This window comes from Isoptericola halotolerans, from assembly GCF_013149785.1.
GTDB lineage: Bacteria > Actinomycetota > Actinomycetes > Actinomycetales > Cellulomonadaceae > Isoptericola > Isoptericola halotolerans.
In genome coordinates this window covers 362,677-384,589 of record NZ_JABEZU010000001.1, presented here as the reverse complement: position 1 = coordinate 384,589, position 21,913 = coordinate 362,677, and the positions used below count along the sequence as shown (strand labels likewise).

The 21,913-nt window shown below is 74.1% G+C and carries 20 protein-coding genes and 1 riboswitch; of the genes, 12 read left to right on the top strand and 8 right to left on the bottom strand.

Translation table 11 applies throughout. The features are described 5' to 3' along the window. Positions 1–2 precede the first annotated feature (2 nt). Positions 3–1,022, top strand: a complete 1,020-nt coding sequence (locus HDG69_RS01885) for a TetR/AcrR family transcriptional regulator (protein WP_171782088.1) — start codon at positions 3–5, stop codon at positions 1,020–1,022. On the opposite strand, the gene HDG69_RS01880 is transcribed toward HDG69_RS01885, so the two are convergent. Beyond that, a complete protein-coding gene (locus HDG69_RS01880; RefSeq protein ID WP_171782087.1) occupies positions 1,013–1,786 on the bottom strand; it encodes an SDR family NAD(P)-dependent oxidoreductase in 774 nt (257 codons plus the stop codon). The two genes, HDG69_RS01885 and HDG69_RS01880, sit on opposite strands and share 10 nt — an antisense overlap. 31 nt (positions 1,787–1,817) lie before the next feature. Here HDG69_RS01880 and HDG69_RS01875 point away from each other — a divergent pair, with 31 nt between their 5' ends. The 7 genes from HDG69_RS01875 (at position 1,818) to HDG69_RS01845 (ending at position 8,595) form a co-directional block, all read left to right on the top strand. Next, the gene (locus tag HDG69_RS01875) at positions 1,818–2,636 is read left to right on the top strand and encodes an exodeoxyribonuclease III (protein ID WP_171782086.1); all 819 of its coding nucleotides are present in this window, start codon (positions 1,818–1,820) and stop codon (positions 2,634–2,636) included. Between the two features lie 9 nt (positions 2,637–2,645). After that, positions 2,646–3,389: a septum formation family protein gene (locus tag HDG69_RS01870; protein WP_171782085.1), complete on the top strand. Its 744-nt coding sequence runs from the start codon at positions 2,646–2,648 to the stop codon at positions 3,387–3,389. A 314-nt stretch (positions 3,390–3,703) separates the two neighbouring features. Further along, a riboswitch (cyclic di-AMP (ydaO/yuaA leader) is annotated at positions 3,704–3,853 on the top strand. 1 nt (position 3,854) lies between these two features. After that, a complete protein-coding gene (locus tag HDG69_RS18800) occupies positions 3,855–4,718 on the top strand; it encodes a C40 family peptidase (RefSeq protein WP_246255948.1) in 864 nt (287 codons plus the stop codon). Positions 4,719–4,916: 198 nt separating this feature from the next. Then, the gene (locus HDG69_RS01860) at positions 4,917–5,630 is read left to right on the top strand and encodes an ATP-binding cassette domain-containing protein (RefSeq protein ID WP_171782084.1); all 714 of its coding nucleotides are present in this window, start codon (positions 4,917–4,919) and stop codon (positions 5,628–5,630) included. Then, positions 5,630–6,502, top strand: a complete 873-nt coding sequence (locus tag HDG69_RS01855) for a hypothetical protein (RefSeq protein ID WP_171782083.1) — start codon at positions 5,630–5,632, stop codon at positions 6,500–6,502. The genes HDG69_RS01860 and HDG69_RS01855 overlap by 1 nt, the downstream gene beginning before the upstream one ends. A gap of 78 nt (positions 6,503–6,580) precedes the next feature. Further along, entirely contained in the window at positions 6,581–7,939 is a 1,359-nt protein-coding gene (locus HDG69_RS19500; protein WP_171782082.1) for a histidine kinase, read from the top strand. After that, entirely contained in the window at positions 7,936–8,595 is a 660-nt protein-coding gene (locus HDG69_RS01845) for a response regulator (RefSeq protein ID WP_171782081.1), read from the top strand. Before HDG69_RS19500 ends, HDG69_RS01845 begins: the two co-directional genes overlap by 4 nt. A 30-nt stretch (positions 8,596–8,625) precedes the next feature. Here the strand turns inward: HDG69_RS01845 and clpB are convergent, their stop codons facing one another. Further along, the gene (gene clpB, locus HDG69_RS01840) at positions 8,626–11,265 is read right to left on the bottom strand and encodes an ATP-dependent chaperone ClpB (RefSeq protein WP_171782080.1); all 2,640 of its coding nucleotides are present in this window, start codon (positions 11,263–11,265) and stop codon (positions 8,626–8,628) included. A 126-nt stretch (positions 11,266–11,391) separates the two neighbouring features. On the opposite strand from clpB, the gene HDG69_RS01835 reads away from it, so the two are divergent. The 4 genes from HDG69_RS01835 to HDG69_RS01820 all read left to right on the top strand — a co-directional run bounded on the left by HDG69_RS01835 (position 11,392) and on the right by HDG69_RS01820 (position 15,482). After that, positions 11,392–12,390 (top strand): LppM family (lipo)protein, encoded by a 999-nt coding sequence (locus tag HDG69_RS01835; protein ID WP_171782079.1) that lies wholly within the window; start codon positions 11,392–11,394, stop codon positions 12,388–12,390. A gap of 29 nt (positions 12,391–12,419) precedes the next feature. Next, complete coding sequence (locus HDG69_RS01830) at positions 12,420–13,391, top strand: alpha/beta hydrolase (protein ID WP_171782078.1); 972 nt, start codon at positions 12,420–12,422, stop codon at positions 13,389–13,391. A 64-nt stretch (positions 13,392–13,455) separates the two neighbouring features. Next, positions 13,456–14,970 (top strand): AlkA N-terminal domain-containing protein, encoded by a 1,515-nt coding sequence (locus tag HDG69_RS01825; protein ID WP_171782077.1) that lies wholly within the window; start codon positions 13,456–13,458, stop codon positions 14,968–14,970. Further along, positions 14,967–15,482, top strand: coding sequence for a methylated-DNA--[protein]-cysteine S-methyltransferase (locus tag HDG69_RS01820; RefSeq protein ID WP_171782076.1), 516 nt, complete (start codon positions 14,967–14,969; stop codon positions 15,480–15,482). Before HDG69_RS01825 ends, HDG69_RS01820 begins: the two co-directional genes overlap by 4 nt. 8 nt (positions 15,483–15,490) lie before the next feature. Here HDG69_RS01820 and mnhG read toward each other — a convergent pair whose 3' ends face one another. From mnhG to HDG69_RS01790, 6 genes are read right to left on the bottom strand one after another with little or no spacing between them, the layout of a single operon-like run. Next, positions 15,491–15,892: a monovalent cation/H(+) antiporter subunit G gene (gene mnhG / locus HDG69_RS01815; RefSeq protein WP_171782075.1), complete on the bottom strand. Its 402-nt coding sequence runs from the start codon at positions 15,890–15,892 to the stop codon at positions 15,491–15,493. Beyond that, a complete protein-coding gene (locus HDG69_RS01810; RefSeq protein WP_171782074.1) occupies positions 15,889–16,227 on the bottom strand; it encodes an MrpF/PhaF family protein in 339 nt (112 codons plus the stop codon). The genes mnhG and HDG69_RS01810 overlap by 4 nt, the downstream gene beginning before the upstream one ends. Further along, positions 16,224–16,838, bottom strand: a complete 615-nt coding sequence (locus HDG69_RS01805; protein WP_171782073.1) for a Na+/H+ antiporter subunit E — start codon at positions 16,836–16,838, stop codon at positions 16,224–16,226. Before HDG69_RS01805 ends, HDG69_RS01810 begins: the two co-directional genes overlap by 4 nt. Further along, the gene (locus HDG69_RS01800) at positions 16,835–18,439 is read right to left on the bottom strand and encodes a Na+/H+ antiporter subunit D (RefSeq protein ID WP_171782072.1); all 1,605 of its coding nucleotides are present in this window, start codon (positions 18,437–18,439) and stop codon (positions 16,835–16,837) included. Before HDG69_RS01800 ends, HDG69_RS01805 begins: the two co-directional genes overlap by 4 nt. Continuing rightward, positions 18,436–18,957, bottom strand: a complete 522-nt coding sequence (locus tag HDG69_RS01795; protein ID WP_171782071.1) for a Na(+)/H(+) antiporter subunit C — start codon at positions 18,955–18,957, stop codon at positions 18,436–18,438. The genes HDG69_RS01800 and HDG69_RS01795 overlap by 4 nt, the downstream gene beginning before the upstream one ends. After that, the gene (locus HDG69_RS01790) at positions 18,954–21,836 is read right to left on the bottom strand and encodes a Na+/H+ antiporter subunit A (RefSeq protein ID WP_171782070.1); all 2,883 of its coding nucleotides are present in this window, start codon (positions 21,834–21,836) and stop codon (positions 18,954–18,956) included. Before HDG69_RS01790 ends, HDG69_RS01795 begins: the two co-directional genes overlap by 4 nt. Positions 21,837–21,913: the final 77 nt, after the last annotated feature.

The following is a 21,913-nucleotide window of genomic DNA, read 5'->3' as shown; positions in this document are numbered from 1 at the left end:
CCATGACCGACGTGCCCGAGCTCCCCGCCCGCCTCGCGCTCACCTGGGGGGTCGCCGAACGTCCCGAGCGGGCCCCTCGCCGGGAGCTCAGCATCGAGCGGATCGTCGAGGCCGCCGTCGAGATCGCCGACGCCGAGGGCCTCGCCGGGGTCTCCATGGCCCGGGTGGCCAAGAGTCTCGGCTTCACCACGATGTCGCTGTACCGGTACGTCACCAGCAAGGACGACCTGCTGCTGCTCATGCAGGAGATGGCGTTCGACGTCGAGTTCCCCCCCGCGCACGAGCCGCCGGACTGGCGCGCCGAGCTGCGCGAGTGGGCGCTGTTCGTGCTCGCCACCTACCGGCAGCACCCCTGGGTGCTGGACATCCCCATCAGCGGCGCCCCGATGACCCCGAACAACCTGCGCGCCGCCGACGTCGCCCTGCGCGCGCTGCGCTCCACCCCGCTCGGCGACGGCGCGAAGGTCGCCACGATCCTGCTCGTCAACGGCTACACCCGCAACGCCGCCCTGCTCGGCCGCGACCTCCACCGAGCGGCCGGCGAGACGGACGGCACGTACGACGCCGCCGGGATCGCCGACACCCTGCGGATGCTCGTCGACGAGATCCGCTTCCCGTACCTGCGTCCGCTCGTCGAACGCGGGTCGTACGTGCCGGAGGTCCCCGAGCTCGATGAGGTCGACGACGTCGCCTGGGGTCTCGAACGCACCCTCGACGGGGTGGCGGCGTTCATCACCCGGTGCGCCCCCTCCGACGGCGGTGACCGCGTCGAGGAGCACGCGGGCGGCCTCGCCGGCGCACCGGACGACGAGGCGGCGCTCGCCGAGGTCGCCGCCGTCGTCCAGGCCTACTCCTCCGACGCCAAGGTCAAGAAGGCCGCGGCGAAGCGCAAGGAGGCCGAGCGCAAGGTCCGCGAGGCGCAGAAGAAGGTGCGCGAGCACGAGAAGGCGCTACGCGACGCCCGCAGGGCCGAGGCGGAGGCGGCGCAGGCCGCTGCCGCCCGTCAGGCCGCTCAGCGGTAGTGGCCGATGGCCCGGACGGCGGAGCGCGGCAGGAGCCGCAGCAACGCCGAGCCGGCCTTGTAGCGCAACGACGGGGTGGAGATGACGACGCCGCGGCGGACGTCGGCGAGCGCCTGCGAGACGACGTACGGGGCGTCCAGCCAGCCGATCGCGGGCACCGACGTCATGTCCAGCTCGGCCCGGTCGTGGAACTCGGTCCGGACGAACCCGGGGCACAGCACCGTCGCCGTGACCCCGGTGCCCTGGAGGTCCACCGCGAGCCCCTCGGTGAAGGAACGCACGTACGCCTTGGCCGCGGCGTAGGTCCCCCCGGCCGTCAGCGCTGCGACCGAGGCGACGTTGAGCACCGCACCGCGCCCCCGGGCGGTCATCTGTCCGGCGGCGGCATGGGTGAGCTCGACGACGGCCCGCACCATGACGTCGATCGCCCCGAGCTCGACCTGGACGTCGCCCCCGACGAACCGTTGCGCGGTGGCGAACCCCGCGTTGTTGACGAGCAGCCCGACCGGGTTGCGTTCGTCGCCCGGCTCCTCCCCCGTGACCGCCAGCCGCTCCGCGACCCGGGCGACGTCGTCGGGCACGGCCAGGTCGGCGGGCAGGACCTCCACCCGGACCCCGGCGGCGGCACGGATCTGCCCTGCCACCTGCTCCAGGCGCTCGGTGGTGCGCGCCACGAGCACGAGGTCGTGGCGCGCGGTGGCGAGCTGCCAGGCGAACTCCAGTCCGAGGCCGGCGGTAGCACCGGTGACGAGCGCGGTTCCCATGGACGCACTCTAGAGGCCTAGGGTGCGTGTCGTGCGTATCGCCACGTGGAACGTCAACTCTCTGCGGACCCGGCTCGACCGAGTGCTGGCCTTCCTGGAACGGTCGGGCACCGACGTGCTCGCGATCCAGGAGACCAAGTGCCGGGACGAGCAGGTCCCCGTCGCCGCGTTCGAGGCCGCCGGCTACGAGGTCGCCCACACCGGGTACCACCAGTGGAACGGCGTCGCGATCGTCTCCCGGGTGGGCCTGCAGGACGTCGCGACGTCGTTCGCCGGTCAGCCCGCCTTCGGCAAGGCCGACCAGGAGCCCCGGGTCGAGGCCCGTGCCCTCGGGGCGACGTGCGCCGGGGTCCGCGTGTGGTCGCTGTACGTCCCGCACGGGCGCGCCCTCGACGACCCGCACTACGCCTACAAGCTCGCCTGGCTCGACGGGCTGCGGCGGGACGCCGAGGGCTGGCTCGCCGCCGACCCCACCGCGCAGGTCGCCCTGCTGGGCGACTGGAACGTCATCCCCCTCGACACCGACGTCTGGGACGCCACCGCGTTCGAGGGCCACACGCACGTCTCGCCCGCCGAGCGTGCGGCCTTCGCGGCGTTCGAGGAGGCCGGCTACACCGAGGTCACGCGCGAGCACCTGCCGGCCGAGCACACCTACACCTACTGGGACTACCAGCAGCTCGCCTTCCCGCGGGACAAGGGTCTGCGGATCGACTTCGCCTACGCCTCGGCGGCGCTGCGCGAGCGCGTCACCGGCGTGGCGATCGATCGTGACGAGCGCAAGGGCAAGGGCGCGAGCGACCACGTCCCGGTGGTCGTCGACCTCGCGGACGCCCCGCCCTCGCCCCACTAGGTTGTTCTCATGACCGACGTGCCCGACCGCGCAGAGGACCCGCTGTTCACCTCCCCGGGGCCGGCGGCGGACGCCGCACCGGCCGCGCCGGCGGCGCACGGCACAGGTGCGCACGGCACGGGTGCGCACGGCACGGGTGCGCACGGGAGCGGCGCACCAGGCCCGGTCGTCGGCGCCGACGACCCGGCGACCTTCGGCGCCCGGTGGGGAGCTCCCGGTGGCCCGACGGCGGCGGACCGGGCGGCCGCGCGCCGACGGGCCAGGATCTGGGTCGCGTCGATGGTCGGCGTGATCGTCCTCGTGGTCGGCGTGGCTGCCGGTGGGGCCTGGACGGTGAACCAGTCGCGCGACCAGGCCTGGGAGCCGGTGGCCGCGGACCTCGACGAGACGAGGCGGGTCAACGCCGTCCAGCTCGTGCTCGGCTCGTGCCTGGCCGACGTCCCGGACGGTGCGACGGTCGAGGCGGTCGAGGCGGTCCCGTGCGCCGAGGAGCACACCGGGCAGGTGGTCGGACGGCACGACTCGGCGGTGGACGAGGTGTGGCCCGGCGCACAGGCCCTGGCCACGCGGGTCTCGCGGACCTGCGGCCCCGATCTGCTCGGACCGAGCGGGTCGGAGGTCGGCTCCTCCGCGGGCGCCGATCTCTCGTGGGTCGTCTGGACCCCGAGCGAGGAGTCCTGGGCGCAGGGTGACCGTGCCGGACTGTGTGTGGCGGTGACCACAGCCCCGAGGACGGGAAGCCTCCTGGAGTGACCATCGTCACCCCGGTCGTGAAGAGGCGCCCGCGACCTGCACGGACGAGCGGTGTCGACCGCGACGACGAGCGCGCATATCCAGCCGAGACGGTACATCTCGGGCGTGCATTCTGAGCGGCTTGTCCGACTGAGAAGGTATTGATCGGTCAATTCGGTCATCAGCACGCCTCCGGAATGCTTCACCATTCCTCCGCAAAGAAGACGGACAACGCGCCGTTACCTGATTGTGATCAGCGGCCACTTGCCGTTAGCGTGCCCGGGTCGCCCCGTGTCCGGGGTGAAAGGTCGGACCGCAAGCCCAGTGCTGCCGGTGGTCCGGCTTCACCGAACCCACGGCAGCAGCGGGAGAACCACGTTCTTCGGGCGGACTCGTTCCGTCCTTGGGGTTAAGCCGTCCCACGACGGCGGGCCATCACTTCTCGGCCTCATCCGACAGCTCATCTCGCAGGCTGGAGAGGTACCCATGTCCCACACTCAGTACAGTCCTGCGCGCCCGCAGGGCACCGAACGATCACCGCGCCTGCGACGCTCCGCCGTCGCCGTCGCCCTGTCCGCCGCGCTCGCGGGCGGAACGCTCGTCGTCGGTGCCGGTACCGCGTCCGCCGCACCCGCCCCGTCGACCTCCTCCACGGTGGCGAACGTGTCGGTCGCCGGTCAGGCGCTCGTCGCCGCGAAGAAGTCCAAGCCGGCCGTCAAGGTCTCCGTGTCCCGGAAGTCCGCGCAGAAGGGCAGCAAGAAGACGCGGCCCGTCTTCACGGTCAAGGCGACCAAGGGTGGCGACCCGGTCAAGGGTCGCGTCCGCCTCTTCGTCGACGGCAAGAAGGTCAACGTCAAGAAGCTGAACAACAACGGCATCGTGCGCATGAAGCCGCAGCTGAAGCGCTACGACGTCGGCAAGAACCGTGTCCGCCTGACGGTGGTGCCGGCCAGGTCCACCGGGCTGGCCCAGGTACAGCGCAACCGCACCATCACGGTGAAGGCGAAGAAGACGAGCGGCTCGAAGGTCGTCAACGTGGCCAACCGGTACGTCGGCCACCGCTACTCCTACGGCGGCACCAGCCCGGCGACGGGCTTCGACTGCTCGGGGTTCACGTCGTACGTCTACAAGAAGGCGACCGGCAAGAACCTGCCGCGGTCGTCCTCCGCGCAGCGCTCGGCGGGCAAGAAGGTCTCCCGCCAGAACGCCAAGCCCGGCGACATCGTCTACACCCCGGGTCACGTCGCCATCTACGCGGGCAAGGGCCAGGTCATCGAGGCCGCCCGCCCCGGGACCGGCGTCATCAAGCGGAAGATGTGGCAGAGCAACCCCACGTTCGTCCGCGTCTGAGACTCTCCCGCAAGCGAACGCCGAACAGGAGCCTGGGCCCGTATTCCGCGAGGAATACGGGCCCAGGCTCCTGTTCGGCGTTCCACCAAAAGTCGTAGGTCACCTTCCCCCTCCCGCCAGAAGCGACGACGACGTCGCCCCGGCCAGTCTGGGAGCACCGCGCCGGCCACGGTGCGGGCCACCACGAGAGGGGAACACGTGCCCGCCATCCAGATCACCGGTCTGCGCAAGTCGTACGGGGGGTTCGACGCCGTCCGCGACGTCGACCTCACGGTCGAGCCGGGACGCGTCGTCGGGCTCCTCGGACCCAACGGGGCCGGCAAGACGACCACCCTGCACGTCCTGCTCGGACTCGCCGCCCCCACCGCGGGCCAGGCGCTCGTCCAGGGCCGGCGCCACGGCGACCTCGACGACCCCGCGCGGACCGTGGGGGCGCTCCTGGACGCGGGCGGCCTGCACCCCGGGCGCACCGGCCGCGACCACCTGCGCATCCTCACCCTGGCCGCCGGGCTCCCCGCCGGCCGGGTCGACGACGTGCTGGAGATCGTGGGGATGACGCCCGCCGCGGACCGCCGCGTGCGCACGTACTCCCTGGGGATGCGGCAGCGGCTCGGGCTCGCCGCAGCACTCCTCGGCGATCCGGGCGTGCTCGTCCTCGACGAGCCCGCCAACGGTCTCGACCCGGCGGGCATGCGCTGGCTGCGCGAGATGCTGCGCTCCTTCGCGGACGGCGGCGGTGCCGTCCTGCTCGCCAGCCACGTGCTCGCCGAGGTCACCCAGGTGGCCGACGACGTCGTGGTCCTGGGGCAGGGCCGCGTCATCACCGCCGGACCGCTCGACGAGCTGGTCCGGGACGCCTCGCTCGAGGACGTCTACCTCGACCTGACCGCCACCACCGCAGGAGTCCGCTGATGTTCCGTGCCGAGATCCTCAAGCTCCGCTCCACCCGCTCCGCCTGGGTCATCGGCATCGTCGCCCTCGCCGGCGCGGTGCTCGTGCAGGCCCTGACCGTCGTGATGCCGCGGGTGCTCGACCGGCTCGACCGGCTGGACGCGCTCACCTCCCCCGGACCGGCGACCGACCTCGTCCCCGACCTGGTCGCGCTCACCGACCTCGGCACCGCCGGCGCCCAGCGAGGGATGCTCGACCTCCTCGGCAACGGCCCCTCGGGGACCGGGTCGGTCGGTGTCGCGACCCTGTGCATGCTCATCCTCGGCGCGCTGGCCGGTACCACCGACTTCCGCACGGGCGGGATCGTCCCGACGGCGCTCGTGGTCCCCTCGCGCACCCGGGTGCTGCTCGGCAAGGCCGCTGCGACGGCGGTCGCCGCGGCGACGATCGGCGTCGGCCTCGCGCTCGTCTCGGCGCTCGGCCTGGCCACGGCGGTCCTGAGCACGCCGGGTGCCGGGCTCGCCGTCGACGGCGGAGACGTCCTCGGCACCTGGGCGCGGGGCCTGGCCGTCCTGGTGGCGTTCGCGTGGCTCGGGCTGGGCGTCGGCATCCTCGTGCGCAACCAGGTCGCGGCGATCGTCGTCGTCGTCGCGGTCGCGTTCGTCGAGCCGCTGGTCCAGGCGGTCGTCGCGCTGGTGTCCGCCGGGACGTCGTCGGCGCTGACCTGGCTGCCGCTGACCCTCGGCGCGACGGCGTCGGCGGGTCAGGCGGCCGGGCTCCTCGGCGACGTCGCCACGACCGGGGCGGCGGCCGCGCTCGCCGGGCTGGCGGCCTGGGTCGCCGTCGTGCTCGGCTCCGGCGCGGTCACGTTCTCCCGCCGCGACCTCCTGTGAGCCCGTCCGGCCCGGCGGGGGGACCCGCCGGGCCGGACAGTAGTCTCGCCCCAGCACCCGACGAGAGGCGGCCTCCCCGTGACCGGACCCCCGCGCCGGCGTCTCGACGCCGTCCGCTCCACTCCTGGTCGGCGCGACGCGCTGCTGGGGGTCGCGGTCGGCCTGCTGACGGTCGCACTGTTCCTGGTCGTGGAGCGGGTGGCCTTCGACGAGGTCGTCGTCCCGCTCGTCGGCCAGGGTGCCGACGACGCGCAGATCGACGGCGCCGGCCGGCTCTCGGTCACCGCCGTGATGCTCGCCCAGGCGTCCCTGCTGTGCCTGCGCCGGCGCTCCCCCCTGCTCTGCCTCGCGCTCGTCACCGCGGGCCAGGTCGCGCTCGTGGCGGTGCTACCCCCGTTCCTGTCCTTCCAGGCGCCGGCCACCCTGGTCGCTGCCTACTCCGTGGGCGCGTACGTCCCGCGGCGCGCCGCGGTGGGGTGGGCCGTGGTCGCCTCCGTGGCGCTCACGCTCCTGAGCTTCGTGCTCGTCGGGCCGGTCCCCGAGCACCTCCCAGCCACCGGCTCGGCCGCGACCCAGCTCGGGGCGGGTCTGGTCTCCGCCGTCCTCGCCTACGTCGGTGCCACGCTGATCGGCGTCTACGTCGGCACCCGGCGCGAGCTGGAGGCCCAGCTGCGCGGGCGCGTGGAGCAGGCCGAGCGCGAACGCGAGGCGCGGGCGGCCCGTGCCGTGCTCGAGGAGCGCGGCCGCATGGCGCGCGAGCTGCACGACATCGCCGCGCACCACCTGTCCGGGATCGTGGTGCAGGCGGCAGCCGCGGAGCGCCTCGTCGACCACGACCCGGAGCGTGCCCGGGAGTCGCTGCGCTGGATCCGCACCCAGGGCCGTTCGACCCTGGACGACCTGCGGCTCGTCGTCGGGCTGCTGCGGTCGGACGGCGGGACCGGCGCCGACCTCGAGGACGCTCCGCAGCCCACGCTGGAGGACCTGCCGGAGCTGCTCGCCCTCGCACGGTCCGCGGGGGCCGACATCCGCCACGAGGTGCGGGGCACGCAGGGCGACGTCCCGCCGAACACCCAGCGCACCGTCTACCGGGTGCTGCAGGAGTCGCTGGCGAACGCACGCCGCCACGCCCCCGGTCAGCCGGTCGACGTCGTCGTGGACCACCGTCCGGCCGAGCTCGTCCTCACCGTCCGCAACCGGGTCTCCGTGGACAGCACAGCCCTCGCGCCGTCGACGTCGACCGGTGACCGGCCCGGCCGGGTCGCACCGCCGGGGCACGGGCTCATCGGGATGAGGGAGCGCGCCGCGCTGGTCGAGGGCACCCTGGAGGCCGGGGCCGTGCCCGGGGGTGCCTGGCGGGTGCGGCTCGCGGTCCCCTGCGGTGCCCGCACGGTCCCGGGCCGTACCGGGCAGCCCGTCGCGCAGGAGGCCCCGTGATCCGCGTCGTGCTGGTGGACGACCAGAGCGTGGTCCGCGCAGGGTTCGCGGTCATCCTCGGCTCCGAGGGGATCGACGTCGTGGGCGAGGCGTCGAGCGGAGCCCAGGGTGTCCGGGTCGCACGGGAGCTGCGACCGGACGTCGTGTGCATGGACGTGCGCATGCCCGGTGGCGACGGCATCACCGCGACCCGCGAGCTCGCCGGGCCCGGCGTGGCCGACCCGGTGCCGGTCCTGGTCGTGAGCACCTTCGACCTGGACGACTACGTGTTCGGCGCTCTCGAGGCGGGCGCGAGCGGGTTCCTGCTCAAGGACGCCGAGCCCGAGGTGCTGGTCGACGCGGTGCGACGGGTGGCCGGCGGCGACGGGCTCGTGGACTCCTCCCTCACCCGACGGGTCCTGGAGGAGTTCGCCCGGCGCCGGGCGCCCGCCGCCCGGGACGACGACGCGGCCGCGCTCCTCACGCCCCGCGAGCACGACATCCTCGCGCTGCTGTGCCGGGGATCCTCCAACGCGGAGATCGCCGCCGCGCTCTACCTCGAGGCCAGCACCGTGAAGTCCCACCTGGGTCGCATCATGACCAAGACCGGCACCCGCGACCGGGTCCAGCTCGTGGTGTGGGCGTTCGAGCGCGGCGTGGCGACCGCCGGGCGCTGAGCTGCACGCTCAGCGCCCGGCGGGACGTGGTCAGGCGTTGAGCACCTCGGGCGCGACGGTGAGCCCTGCACCCTCGGGGTCACGGTCGACGACGACGGCGTCGCCGTCGGCCACGTCGCCGGCCAGCAGCTGCCGGGCGAGCCGGTCGCCGATCTCGCGCTGCACCAGCCGCCGCAGCGGTCGGGCACCGTACGCCGGGTCGAAGCCTTCCAGGGCCAGCCACTCGCGCGCGGCGTCGGTCACCGACAGCGTGATCCGACGGTCTGCCAGCCGGGCCGCGAACGCGTCGACCTGCAGGTCGACGATCCGCCCCAGCTCGTCGAGCGTCAGCGCGTCGAAGACGACCACGTCGTCGAGCCGGTTGAGGAACTCCGGCTTGAACGCCGTGCGCACCGCGGTCATGACGTTCTCCCGCTTGGTGGCGTCGTCCAGGGTGGGGTCGACGAGGAACTGCGACCCGAGGTTCGACGTCAGCACGAGGATGGTGTTGCGGAAGTCGACGGTGCGTCCCTGGCCGTCGGTCAGGCGACCGTCGTCGAGCACCTGCAGCAGGATGTCGAAGACCTCGGGGTGGGCCTTCTCCACCTCGTCCAGCAGCACCACGGAGTAGGGCCGACGGCGGACCGCCTCCGTGAGCTGGCCGCCCTCCTCATAACCGACGTACCCCGGAGGGGCGCCGACCAGACGGGCGACGCTGTGCTTCTCGGAGTACTCGGACATGTCGATGCGGACCATCGCCCGCTCGTCGTCGAAGAGGAACTCCGCGAGCGACTTGGCCAGCTCCGTCTTGCCCACGCCGGTCGGTCCCAGGAACAGGAACGACCCGGTCGGGCGGTCCGGGTCGGCCACGCCGGCCCGCGAGCGCCGGACGGCGTCCGACACGGCGGACACGGCACCGGTCTGCCCGATCAGGCGCTGCCCGAGCACGTCCTCCATGCCGAGGAGCTTCTCGGTCTCGCCCTGCAGCATCCGCCCGGCGGGGATGCCGGTCCAGGCGGAGACGACCTCGGCGATCTCGTCGGCACCGACCTTGTCGGCGATCATCGGTGTCCCGGGCTCGGCGGACGTGTCCGCGCCGCCGGCGACCTGCTGGTCGGCCTCGGCGAGCTCGGCGTCGACGAGCTCGCGCTCGACGGACGGGATCTCGCCGTAGAGCAGCCGGGCGGCAGCCTCGAGGTCGCCGTCGCGCTGGAGCCGGTCGGCCTCGGTGCGCAGCTCGTCGATGCGGGCGCGCAGGTCGCCGACGCGGTTGTGGCCCGCCTTCTCGGACTCCCACCGGGCAGTCAGCGCCGCGAGCTCCTCGCGGCGGTCGGCGAGGTCGGCGCGGAGCTTCTCGAGCCGGGCGCGCGAGGCGGCGTCCCCCGAGCTCTCGTTGTCCTTGAGCACGACCTCCTCCATCTCGAGCCGGGTGACGGCCCGCTGGAGCTCGTCGATCTCGACCGGGGAGGAGTCCATCTCCATGCGCAGGCGCGAGGCCGCCTCGTCGACGAGGTCGATCGCCTTGTCGGGGAGCTGGCGACCGGTGATGTACCGGTCGGACAGCGCGGCGGCGGCCACGAGGGCGGAGTCGGCGATGGTGACCTTGTGGTGCGCCTCGTACCGCTCCTTGAGGCCGCGCAGGATCGCGACGGTGTCCTCGACGGACGGCTCTCCCACGAACACCTGCTGGAAGCGGCGCTCCAGGGCCGGGTCCTTCTCGATGTTCTCGCGGAACTCGTCGAGCGTGGTCGCCCCGACCATGCGCAGCTCGCCCCGGGCGAGCATGGGCTTGAGCATGTTGCCGGCGTCCATCGCCCCGTCGGAGCCCGCACCGGCCCCCACGACGGTGTGCAGCTCGTCGATGAACGTGATGACCTCGCCGTCGGAGGCGGTGATCTCCTCCAGGACCGCCTTGAGCCGCTCCTCGAACTCGCCGCGGTACTTCGCGCCCGCGACCATGCCGGCGAGGTCGAGCGCGACGAGCCGCTTGCCCTGCAGGGAGGTGGGGACGTCGCCGGCGACGATGCGCTGGGCGAGCCCTTCGACGACGGCGGTCTTGCCGACACCGGGCTCCCCGATGAGCACGGGGTTGTTCTTGGTCCGGCGGCTCAGCACCTGCACGACGCGTCGGATCTCGGCGTCGCGGCCGATGACCGGGTCGAGGCGCCCGTCCCGGGCGCGAGCGGTGAGGTCGGTGCCGTACTGCTCGAGCGCCTGGTAGGTCCCTTCCGGGTTCGGGCTGGTGACCCTCCCCGACCCGCGCACGGACGGCAGCGCGGCGCGCAGCGCCTCGGCGGTCGCGCCGGCGCCCGTCAGCGCCTGGGCGGCGGCGGACTGCCCGGCGGCGAGCGCGATGAGCAGGTGCTCGGTGGAGACGTACTCGTCACCGAGCGCCTCGGCCTCCCGGGCGGAGGTGGTGAGCACGGACTGCATCGGCCGGGAGGGTGCGGGCTGGGCGACGCCGTCACCGCTGACGGTGGGCAGCGCCACGAGCGCGGCGCGCGCCTTCTGCCCGATCTGCTGCGGGTTCGCGCCGACGGCCTCCAGCAGCCCGACGGCGACACCACCGGTCTGCTGCAGGAGCGCGGCGAGCAGGTGGGCCGGCTCGAGCTGGGGGTTGCCCGCGGCCGACGCCGACTGCACGGCGTCGCCGATGGCCTGCTGCGACATCGTGGTGAACTTGGTGTCCATGGATCCTCCGGGTCCGCTCGGGGTGGTCTGTTCGGATAAACCTCCGCAAAGTTGAGTCTATTCCACTCAACCCTGTCGCGCCGCCCAGCGGGTGCCCCGCGTGCCGACCTGGGGGATGCTGAGGACGTGCAGACACCCACCCGCGGCCCGCGCCGCCTCCGCACCGCCGCCGTCGCCGTGCTCGCCGCCGTGGGGCTGCTCGCCCTCGCCGGGTGCATGAAGGTCGACATGGACCTCACCCTCTCCTCGGACGACACCGTCTCCGGGTCGATGACCGTCGCGTTCTCCGACCAGCTGGCCGAGACGATGGGGATGGACCCGCAGGCCCTGTGGGACCAGGCGGGCGACGACATCGCCGGCGACCTCCCGGACGGCAGCTCGCAGGAGGCCTACGCCGACGGCGAGTACACGGGCACGACCGTGACCTTCACCGACATGCCCCTCGAGGAGCTCGCCGGCACCGGGACCGACGAGCTGTCGGTCACCCGCGACGGCGACGAGTTCGTGGTGCAGGGCACGATGGACATGTCCGACGACACCGGCCAGATGAGCGGGCTGCCCCCGGGGGTCGCCGACAGCTTCGACGTCCGGGTGGCCGTCACCTTCCCCGGGGAGGTCATCGAGACCAACGGCACCGTGGACGGCAGCACCGTCGAGTGGCGCCCCGCGATGGGCGAGAGCACGGAGATCTTCGCCCGCGGCGAGGCCAGCGGCGGGCTCGGCTCCGGCGGGTTCCCCTGGTGGATCATCGGCGCGGTGCTGGGCATCGCCGTGCTCGCCCTGGTCGCGGTGCTCGTCGTCCGCAGCAACCGGCGCACCTCGCCGACGGCGGACGGCACCGCGGCGCCGGGCACCGCGACGGCGGGCACCGCGGCGCCGGGCACCGCGACGGCAGGCGCCACCCCGGGCGCCACGCCCGTCCCGGACCCGTACACCCCCGGAGGGACACCGCCGCAGCCCGGCCCGCCGCTCGGCGTCCAGCAGCCGCCCGTGGCCCCGGGGACGTCTCCGGAGCAGGGCACGCCCCCGACGGACCCGACCTCCCCGTCCGCGGAACCGACGGACCCCGGCCCCGGCCCCGGCCCCGGAACGAGCCCCGAGCAGGGACCGGACGCGCCGCGCTGAGCAGGCTCGGGCTGAGTAGGCTCGATGCGATGAGCACCGCACCCGACCCCCAGGACCTCCGCACCTCGGCCTGGCGGCCCGACGTGCTGGGCGAGGACTTCGAGGCCCGCACCCTGCCGCTGCCCGACGACGCCGAGGCCACGCTCGTGCGGTACGCGCCGTCCGTCGCCCCCGACGGTGCGCCGGCCCGGGTCGCGGTGCTCGCGGTGCACGGGTTCGTCGACTACTTCTTCCACCCGCACGCGGCGCAGGCCCTCGCGGCCGCCGGCCACGCGTTCTACGCCGTCGACCTGCGCGGGCACGGACGGTCCTGGGACGCCCACGTGGCCGCCGGGCACGACCCCAACCAGGTGCGTGACATCGCGGTCTACGCCCAGGACCTCGACGCCGCGGCGGCGCGGATCCGGGCCGCGGGCCACGAACGACTCGTGGTGCTCGGCCACTCCACGGGAGGACTCGTCGCCCCGTTGTGGGCCGCCGCGCGCCCCGGACGGGCCGACGCCGTCGTGCTCAACAGCCCCTGGTTCGTCCTGAACCGACCCGCTCCCCAGCGGTGGGCGGCCACGGTCCTCGTCGCAGGCCTGGGCCTGGTCGCCCCCCGCGCGGTGGTCAGCCACCTCGAGCCCGACTACGCCCTCGCGATGCACTCCGACCACGGCGGCGAGTGGGACTTCGACCCGGCGTGGAAGTGGCACGAGCCGTTCCCCGTCCGGGCGGGCTGGATGCGCTCGGTGCTGCGCTCGCAACGACGTCTCGCCCGCGGCCTCGACCTCGACGTCCCGGTGCTCGTGCTCACCTCCGACCGCTCGGGGACCGACGAGCACCTCACCACCGACACCGTCCTGGCCGTCGAGCACATCCGCGCGGTCGCGCCGGCGCTCGGCGACGACGTCAGCCTCATGACCATCCGCGGCGGGGCCCACGACCTGGCGCTGTCGCCGCCGGAAGCCCGCGAGGAGTACCTGCGTGCCGTCGTCGGCTGGCTGGGCGCGAGCGTCTGACCGGCCCACCGCCGTGTCCGATTCCCGCTAGCCGTCGCCCCGTCCGCCGCGCGACGATGGGGGCATGACCCCCGACGTCTTCACCGAGCGGTACCGGGCGATCGCCGCGCGCGACGCCCGGTTCGACGGGCAGTTCGTCACCGCCGTGCGCACGACCGGCATCTACTGCCGGCCGTCGTGCCCGGCCCGCACCCCCCGCCGCGAGAACGTCACCTTCTACCTCACCAGCGCCGCCGCCCACGACGCCGGGTACCGCGCCTGCAAGCGGTGCCTGCCCGAGGCCACGCCCGGCACCCCCGCCTGGGACCTGCGCGGCGACCTGACGGGCCGCGCCATGCGGCTCGTGGCCGACGGCGTGGTCGACCGGGAGGGCGTCGAGGGCCTGGCGGGCCGCCTGGGCTACAGCCCTCGTCACCTGCACCGCGTCCTGCGCGCCGATCTCGGCGCCGGGCCCCTGACGCTCGCCCGCGCCCACCGTGCACAGACCGCGCGGACGCTGCTGACCAGCACGGACCTGCCCGTGGCCGACGTCGCGTTCGCCGCGGGCTTCGGCAGCATCCGCCAGCTCAACGACACCGTGCGCGAGATCTTCGCGACCACGCCGACGGCGCTGCGCGCCCGGCGCCCGGCCGGGACGCCCGCCGCTCACGACCCCCGGCGCGACGACGCCGCGCCGGTCCGCCTGGACCTCGACCTGCCGGTCCGTGAGCCGTTCGACGCCGTCGGCACGATCGCCTACCTGGCAGCCCGAGCCGTCGACGGCGTCGAGTCCGCGACGATCGACGGCGCGGACGCGACGTACGCGCGCACCCTGCGGCTCCCCCACGGCCCGGGCGCCGTGCAGGTGCGGGCAGGTGCCGCCGTCGGCCCCGGCGCCGTCGCCCTCCACCTGGAGCTCACGTCCCTGCAGGACGTCGCCACCGCCGTCGCCCGCGTGCGCCGCCTGCTGGACCTCGACGCCGACCCCGTCGCCGTCGACACCGCGCTGGGGGCGGACCCGGTGCTGGCCGCGAGCGTCACCGCCACACCCGGTACCCGGGTCCCCGGCACCACGGATGCGCACGAGCTCGTGGTCCGCGCGATCGTGGGCCAGCAGATCTCGGTGCCCGCCGCACGCACGCACCTCGGTCGGCTGGCCACCGCGACCGGCACCCCCTACGTCTCCCGCCTGCCCGGGCTCACCCGCCTGTTCCCCACCCCGGAGCAGGTCGCCGACGACGACGGCGCCCACCTCGCGCTGCCCGCCCGGCAGCGCGGGACCGTGACGGCGACCGCCCGGGCGCTCGCCGACGGCGCGCTCGCCGTCGGGGTGGGTGCCGACGTCGCCACGCTGCGCGCCGACCTCGAGGCCCGCCCCGGGATCGGCCCGTGGACCTCCGGGTACGTCGCGCTGCGGGTGCTGGGCCACCCGGACACCTGGCTGACCGGCGACGTCGCGCTGCGCGCCGGCGCCCGGACGCTCGGCCTGCCCGACACCCCCCGCGCCCTGGCCGAGCGCGCCGCCACCTGGGCGCCCTGGCGCTCCTACGCCGCCCGGCACGTCTGGCGTGCCGCCCTCACCGGAAGGACCTCCGCATGACCTCCACGACCACCCTCGAGACGCCCGACGGCCCGTTCACGCTCCTCGCCGACGACGGCGTCGTCCTCGCCTCCGGCTGGACGGACGACGTCGACGCGCTCCTGACCCTGATCCACCCGGACCTGCGCCCCGCCCGGGCCGACGTGCCGACCGTCCCCGCGTCGGACGCCGGTGTGGCCGTCCCCGCGGACGCCGTGCTCGCCTACTACGCGGGCGAGGTCGACGCCGTCGGGCGGGTACCCGTGCGCCAGCGCTCCGGGCCGTACCGGGAGCACGCCTGGCAGGTGCTGCGCGACGTCCCGGCAGGCGACCCGGTCACCTACACGGAGTACGCCCACCGCACGGGACGCCCCGCCGCGGTGCGGGCGGCGGCCGGGGCCTGCGCCCGCAACGCCGCAGCCCTGTTCGTGCCGTGCCACCGGGTGCTGCGCAGCGACGGGACCCTCGGCGGCTTCCGCTACGGGCTGCCGATCAAGGAGTCCCTGCTCGCCCGGGAGCGCGCGGCCGTCTGACCGGCCGGTCAGGGAGCGCGAGGTCCGGACGTCGCGGAGGCGGGCGGGTCGTCGTCCGGGACCTCCCCCATCTCGTTGGGGTGCAGCCCGGTCTCGTCCACCTTGCCGGTCCGGAAGCCGGCCCGGCTCACCAGGTGTGCCGCCACCGGGGCGGTGGCGAGCTGGAAGACGACGACCAGCAGCAGCAGGGCGACCGCCGACCAGCTCCGCACGCGCAGACCGAGCGCGAGGAGCAGCAGCACCAGCCCCAGCACCTGCGGCTTGGTCACCACGTGCATGCGGGCGAGCAGCGAGGGGAACCGGACCACGCCGACGCCGGCCGCGAACGTCAGGAACGCACCGGCGAGCAGGCAGAGGGCCGCGGCGACGTCCGCCACCGTCGTCCAGAGCCCGGCGTCGACCTCGGTCACTGCCGTCCCCCCTGACCGTCGATCCGGTCCTCCGGCGGGACCTCACCCGAGGCGTGGGCGTCGCTGCCGGGCTCGCTGCCGGGCTCGCGGGCCGCGAAGCGGGACAGCACCACCGACCCGACGAAGCCCACCAACGACATCGCGACCAGGATCGGTACCGTCTCCGTGCGACGCGACCAGGCCGCCTCGATCGCGATCGCTCCCACGAGGCCCGCGGTGAGCAGGTCGAGGCCCAGCGCACGGTCGAGCATCGACGGGCCACGCTCGATGCGCACCAGCGCCAGCAGGGCGGCCACCGCCACGAGCACGGCCGCCACGACCACCACGACCGTCATGCTCCGGCCCCCTTCCCGGCGCGCGGGTCCGGCCGCCCGGTCGGCCGGACCGCGACGCCGGTCCGCTCCAGGACAGCGGCCGCGGCGAACGCCCGCAGCACCCGCTCCTCCAGCTGCTGGACGTGGCGACGCACGCCCTCCACCCCGCCCGACCCCTCGACGTCGAGCACGTGCAGGAACAGCGTGCCCCGGCGCCGGCTGGTCTCCACCACGAGCGAACCCGGGACGAGGGTGGCGAGCACCGCTGTCACCGTCAGGAAGACGTCGTCGGGGTTGTGCAGCCGAACCTGCACCACCGCCCCCTGGGGCACGGGCCCCGGCCGCAGGGCGAGCCAGGCCACCTGGAACGACGCGACGAACAGGTCCGCGGCGAAGGACACCACGAGGCGGCCGACCGCGACCGGTCGGAACGTCGCCTCCGTGCGCACCGGCGGCAGGGGGAACAGGGTCACGACGACGACGGCGAGCGCCGCACCGCCGACCAGGTTCGCCCAGGACACGTCTCCCCACAGCAGCACCCACACCCCGGTGAGCAGCACCACGGCGGGCCACTGCACCAGCGCCCGGCGCAGACCACTTCGCACGAGCTCCCGCAACGACTGGTCGCTCATGGCAGCTCCTCGGTGTCGGCGGAGACGTCGACGGACTCGCCCGTCCCCCGGTCCGCGCCGTCCGGGAAGACGGCGTTCACGTAGGTGAACCCGTCCATCGACGTCCGTGCGGCCCGCTCGGCGTACCCGTACAGCGGCCCCGCGACCACGGTGAGCGCCACGCCGAGGGCGACGAGGGTGCCCGCCGGCCAGACCAGCCCCTTGGGCAGCGGCACGTCCGCGACGATCTCGGGCGGTGCCGCCTGCCAGAACGCCTTGTTCCACGCCTTCACGACGGCGTAGAGGGTCAGCAGCGACGTGACGACCGACCCCACGACCAGCACCCAGGCCAGGCCGGACCCGTCCTCCACCCCGGCGGTGAGCAGGCCGACCTTGCCCAGGAACCCGGACAGCGGCGGGATGCCGGCCAGGTTCAGCGCAGGGACGAAGAACAGCACGGCCAGGGCCGGTGCCAGGCGGGCCAGGCCGCCGAGCCGGTCCAGCGACGTCGACCCTCCTCGCCACTCCACCAGCCCGACCACGAGGAACAGGGCCGTCTGGACGGAGATGTGGTGCACCACGTAGAAGATCGCGGCCGCCGTCCCCGCCTCCGAGGCCAGCGCGACACCGAAGAGCATGAAGCCGATGTGACTCACCAGGGTGAAGGACAGCAGCCGCTTGACGTCGTTCTGTGCGACGGCTCCCAGGATGCCGACCACCATCGTGGCCAGGGCGAGCACCATCAGCACCCGGTCGACGACGGCGTCGTCGGGGAACAGCAGCGTCTGGGTCCGCAGGATCGAGTACACGCCGACCTTGGTGAGCAGGCCGGCGAACACCGCGGTCACCGGCGCCGGGGCGGTCGGGTAGGAGTCCGGCAGCCAGGCCGACAGCGGGAAGATCGCGGCCTTGATCCCGAAGGCAAGCAGCAGCAGGAGCTGCAGCGCGAGGCGCACGGTCGGGTCGACCTCCGGCAGCCGCTCGGCGAGCTGGGCCATGTTCACCGTGCCCGTCGCGGCGTAGACCAGCGCGATCGCCGACAGGAACAGCACCGAGGACAGCAGCGCCACCACGATGTAGACCGAGCCCGCGCGGACCCTCTCGGCCGTCCCGCCGAGGGTCAGGAGCACCGAGGACGCCGCGAGCAGGATCTCGAAGCCCACGTAGAGGTTGAACAGGTCGCCCGACAGGAAGGCGTTGGCCACCCCGGCGGCGAGCACCAGGTACGTCGGGTGGAAGATCGCCACCGGGATCGCCCCGGCGACCATCCCGTCCGACGGCTCCTCGCCCTCGGCGATGCCCTGGCCGAGGGAGTACAGGAGCACGCAGAGCAGCATCACGCAGCTCACGGTGACCATGAGCGCGGCGAGCCGGTCGGCGACCAGCGCGATACCCACGGGTGCTGCCCAGCCGCCCACGTCGACCACGACCGGGCCGGAGTCGGCGGCCACCATGAGCGCCCCGGACGCCACGGTCGTGGTCGCCAGCGCCGCGACGCTGATGGTCCTCTGCACGTTCGCGAACCGGTGCAGGGCGAGCGTCAGCCCGGCCGCGAACAGCGGCAGCAGCACCGGCAGCGGGACGAGCGTCTGCGCGGACCACAGCGCGTCGAGGTCGATCATGGCTCGCCACCCTGCCCGCCGGGGCGCGGGCGGTCGTCGCGCCCGCCGTCGTCGGCGACCTCGTCGTAGACCTCGGCGGCCTCCTCGTCGAGGGACTCGCCCGTCTCGGCGGCGTCGGCGTCCTCGTACGCCGGCGCGTTGAGCGCCGCCTGCCGGGCGACGCGCCGGTCCTCGACGTCGTCGGCGACCTCGTCGTGCCCGTGCAGCTGCCACGAGCGGTACGCCAGCGCCAGCACGAAGGCGGTCAGCGCGAGCGTGATGACGATCGCGGTGAGGATCATCGCCTGGGCCAGAGGGTCGCTCATCCGCTCCCCGGGCGGGGCGTTGCCCACCACCGGTGACGCCCCCGCACGGCCCCCGGCCACGAGCAGCATGAGGTTCACGCCGTTGCTCAGCAGGATGAACCCGAGCAGCACCCGTGTCAGGGGGCGTTCGAGCAGCAGGTACACACCGGTGCCGCACAGCACGCCGACGGCGAGCACCAGCACCGCCGACGGGGTGTTCTCCAGGACGATCACGGCGCCCTCACCACCAGCGGCATCCGCACGCCCGGGTCACCCTGACGGTCGATCTCGGCGCCGAGCGTGCGCAGGAGGTCCAGCACCAGCCCCACCACCAGCAGCATCACCCCGATGTCGAAGAACAACGACGTCACCAGGTGGACGTCCCCCAGCACCGGCAGGTGCAGGTCGACGATGACGCTCTGCAGCACCTCGTTGCCGGTCAGCAGCGCGGCCAGGCCCACCCCCGCCGACAGGAACAGGCCGGTGCCGAGCAGCAGGCCCGGCTGGATCGGCAGCGCCTCGCCCAGCTCGTACCGTCCGCCGGCGAGGTACCGCACCGCCAGCGCGATGCCGACCATCAGGCCCGCGGCGAACCCGCCGCCGGGGGCGTTGTGCCCGGAGAACAGCAGGAACAGGGCGAACACGACCATGGCGTGGAAGATCACCCGGGTCACGACCTCGAACATGACCGAACGTCGCGTGGGAGCCACCGTGCGGCCTGCGGCGAGCCAGACGCTGCGGGTCTGGACGTCGTCGTGGAGGGTCTCGTCGTCGACCCGCGACAGCCGCAGCACCTCGCCGCTGCGCTGGCGCAGGAACACCATCGAGGCGACCCCGGTCGCGGCGACGAGGAGCACCGAGATCTCCCCGACGGTGTCCCAGGACCGGATGTCGACGAGGATCACGTTGACGATGTTGTTGCCGCCGCCGAACTCGACCGCCTCCTCGGGGAAGTTCACGCTGATCGGCACGTCCACGCGTGCCAGCGGCGCCGCGACCGTCAGCGCCATCATCACCACGCCCGTGACCACCCCGAGGCTCAACCGGATCCACCGGCTGGCGGCCAGCGGCCGGTCCGAGAAGTACGGGGGCATCCGGCGCAGCACCAGCACGAGGATCACGATCGTGACCGTCTCGGTGAGCACCTGCGTGAGCGCCAGGTCCGGCGCACCGTGCAGCAGGAACAGCCCGGCGTTGGCGTACCCGGCGACCCCGACGAGAACCATGGCCTTGAGCCGGCGGCGGGCGTTGGCGGCCAGGATCGCGGAGACGACCACGACGGCCACGACCGCGGCCTGCGCCGGGCGGTCCCAGGCCACGGCGCTCACCTGCACGCTGCGCCCGCCGAGCAGGCCGGTGGCGACGACCGCGCCCGGGGCCACCGCCAGGACGACGAGGATCACCCCGAGGTAGAACGGCAGGGAACCGCGCTGCGTCACCGCGGTGACGTCCGCCGCGGCGTCGTCGAGCCGCCGCATGGTGCGGCGGTACGCACGGTCCGCCGCAGGTGGCGACCAGAGGCGCTCCTGCAGCCCCTCGACGCGCTGCCGCTGCCAGAAGAGCAGCGCACCGAGGGCCAGTGCCAGCACCGACAGCCCGAGGGCGGGCGTCGGCCCGGCCCACAGCACCAGGTGGCCCGGCTCCCCGGCGGGGTAGGTGGCGGCGAACGGCCCGAGCATCCGCTCGCCCACCGCCGGCACCAGCGCCACGGCCAGGCCCAGGAGGGCCAGCACCAGCGGCGGCAGGACGAGCAACCACGACCGACGACCCACGACGCTCGGCGCGACGACGCCGTCGACGCCGACGGGCTTCGTGGCGAACGCCCCCCACCAGAACCGCAGGCCGTAGGCGACGGTCAGCACCGAACCGACCACGACGGCGACCAGCGCGGCCACCTCGAGTCCCTCGGCGCCGTCGGACAGGTCGTGCCACAGCCCTTCCAACGCGGCCTCCTTGGCCACGTAGCCCGCGAACAGCGGCACCCCGATCATGGAGGCGGTGGCCAGCGCACCGGTCAGGGCGGCCACCGGCATGGTGCGCCACAGCCCGGAGAGCCGGCGCAGGTCGCGGGTCCCCGTGGCGACGTCGATCGCTCCGGTGAGGAGGAACAGCGCTGCCTTGAACATCGCGTGCGCGCCGAGCAGCGCCAGCCCGGCGAGCGCCAGTGCCCGGGTGCCCAGGCCCAGCAGGAGGACGAGCAGGCCGAGCTGGGAGACCGTGCCGAAGGCCAGCACGAGCTTGAGGTCGTGCTGGCGCAGCGCCCGGTAGCCGCCGAGCAGCAGGGTGCCGCCACCGAGCAGCAGCACCAGCCAGCGCCACGCGGTCAGCTCGGCGAAGGCCGGGGCGAAGCGCGCGACGAGGTAGACGCCTGCCTTCACCATCGCCGCGGCGTGCAGGTAGGCGGACACCGGGGTGGGGGCTGCCATCGCCGCGGGCAGCCAGAAGTGGAACGGGACGAGCGCGGCCTTGGTGGCGGCCCCGGCCAGCACGCACACGGAGGCGACGACGGCGGCCGTCCCGGTGGGCGGGTCGGCCACCACCTGCGACACCTGCCACGTGCCCGTGCTCACCCCCAGCAGGATGAGGCCGACGAGCATCGTCAGCCCGCCCGCGGTCGTCACCACGATGGCCTGCATCGCCGCGCGGCGTGACGCCTTGCGGTCGGCGTAGTGCCCGATGAGCAGGTAGGAGAAGACGGTGGTCAGCTCCCAGAAGACGAACAGCAGGAGCAGGTCGTCCGCCGTGACCAGGCCGATCATCGCCCCGGAGAACGCCGTCAGGATCGCGGCGAACCGGCCGGTGCCGACGGCGTCCCGCGCGAAGTACGCCGAGCAGTAGACGAGGACGAGTGCTCCGACGCCCCCGACGACGATCAGCATCAGCCACGACAGCGCATCGAGCCGCAGGTCGATCGAGAGCTGCAGGCCCGGGACCCACGGGGTGCTGGAGGCAGGCTCGTCGCCCGCGGACACCCTCCCCGTCACCGCGAGGGCGTAGGCGGCGGCCGACGCCGGGCCGAGCGCGAGGACCCAGAAGGCCCGGCGGCCCCACCAGCCCACCAGCACCGGCGCAGCAAGGGCCAGCACGAACGTCAGCAGCAGGACCAGCAGCACGGCACTCCGTCCGTCCGGGGGCGGGGCGGGGCTTCACTCTATCGGCGCGGGCTCCGACCGGCCTGCGCCACGACCGA

Excerpts from the sequence above, each read along its gene's own strand:
- HDG69_RS01870 (WP_171782085.1), top strand. The coding sequence starts at position 2,646 with ATGACCGACGTGCCCGACCGCGCAGAGGACCCGCTGTTCACCTCCCCG.
- HDG69_RS01820 (WP_171782076.1), top strand. The coding sequence starts at position 14,967 with ATGACCTCCACGACCACCCTCGAGACGCCCGACGGCCCGTTCACGCTC.
- HDG69_RS01855 (WP_171782083.1), top strand. The coding sequence starts at position 5,630 with ATGTTCCGTGCCGAGATCCTCAAGCTCCGCTCCACCCGCTCCGCCTGG.
- HDG69_RS01810 (WP_171782074.1), bottom strand. The coding sequence starts at position 16,227 with ATGACGGTCGTGGTGGTCGTGGCGGCCGTGCTCGTGGCGGTGGCCGCC.
- HDG69_RS18800 (WP_246255948.1), top strand. The coding sequence starts at position 3,855 with ATGTCCCACACTCAGTACAGTCCTGCGCGCCCGCAGGGCACCGAACGA.
- HDG69_RS01885 (WP_171782088.1), top strand. The coding sequence starts at position 3 with ATGACCGACGTGCCCGAGCTCCCCGCCCGCCTCGCGCTCACCTGGGGG.
- clpB (WP_171782080.1), bottom strand. The coding sequence starts at position 11,265 with ATGGACACCAAGTTCACCACGATGTCGCAGCAGGCCATCGGCGACGCC.
- HDG69_RS01830 (WP_171782078.1), top strand. The coding sequence starts at position 12,420 with ATGAGCACCGCACCCGACCCCCAGGACCTCCGCACCTCGGCCTGGCGG.
- HDG69_RS01880 (WP_171782087.1), bottom strand. The coding sequence starts at position 1,786 with ATGGGAACCGCGCTCGTCACCGGTGCTACCGCCGGCCTCGGACTGGAG.
- HDG69_RS01805 (WP_171782073.1), bottom strand. The coding sequence starts at position 16,838 with ATGAGCGACCAGTCGTTGCGGGAGCTCGTGCGAAGTGGTCTGCGCCGG.
- HDG69_RS01800 (WP_171782072.1), bottom strand. The coding sequence starts at position 18,439 with ATGATCGACCTCGACGCGCTGTGGTCCGCGCAGACGCTCGTCCCGCTG.
- HDG69_RS01825 (WP_171782077.1), top strand. The coding sequence starts at position 13,456 with ATGACCCCCGACGTCTTCACCGAGCGGTACCGGGCGATCGCCGCGCGC.